This window comes from Halorubrum sp. Ea8 (assembly GCF_002252925.1).
Taxonomy (GTDB): Archaea; Halobacteriota; Halobacteria; order Halobacteriales; family Haloferacaceae; genus Halorubrum.
In genome coordinates this window covers 3,201-3,898 of the sequence record NZ_NHPF01000023.1, presented here as the reverse complement: position 1 = coordinate 3,898, position 698 = coordinate 3,201, and the positions used below count along the sequence as shown (strand labels likewise).

Annotated in this window: 1 protein-coding gene; it reads right to left on the bottom strand. The window is 65.3% G+C overall.

The annotated features are described in order from the left end of the window. Positions 1-76: 76 nt before the first annotated feature. A complete protein-coding gene (locus tag DJ74_RS01375; RefSeq protein WP_094524762.1) occupies positions 77-586 on the bottom strand; it encodes a hypothetical protein in 510 nt (169 codons plus the stop codon). Between the last annotated feature and the right edge of the window lie 112 nt (positions 587-698).

Sequence of the window (698 nt, the reverse complement as noted above, 5' to 3'; positions counted from 1 at the left end):
TCCGTCCGTCACCAGTCCGTTGTCAGTCCGGTTCGACGACACACCCGTCGGTACCGGAGCAGGACCCCTTTTCGATTCAGTCGTCGTTCCGACCGTTCAACTCCTCGAACTCGATCCGGTATCGGGTGGTCCGTCGCCCCTCGAACCGCGGGCCTCTCCCCGCGGCCGCGAACCCCGAGGCCTCGATGACCTCGCTCGTCGCCTCGTCGTTCGGGACGACGACTTCGACGCCCATCTCCTCTCGTCGCGCGAACCGCCGCGGCTCCTCGAACAGCCGTTCGACCGTCGACCCGTTCCCGTCGAAGTCGGTCACGTGGACGGTGTCGCCGCGAACGTCGAACGCGACGAAGCCGAGCACCGACTCCCCGTCGTCGCCGTCGTCGCTCTCGTCGTCATCGCCGGCGCCGTTCTCGTCGCTATCGGCGGTGCCGCTCTCATCTCTATTGCTGTCGCTACTCTGATCGCCGCCCTCAACCGCGACCCGAACCGACCGGTCGTGGATCATATTTCTCGCGACTTCCCGCGGCCGACCGGTGACCGATGCCAGCGCCTCGGCGTCTGATTCGAGTGCGTCACGAATCCGCATACCACGGCTATCGGACGGATCCGTATAAACCCGCTGTCGAACGGTCGCCGGAATCCGTCGAAAACACGTCGGTTCCACCCGAAACGTCCCCGTCTGCACGAACCGTTTCCCA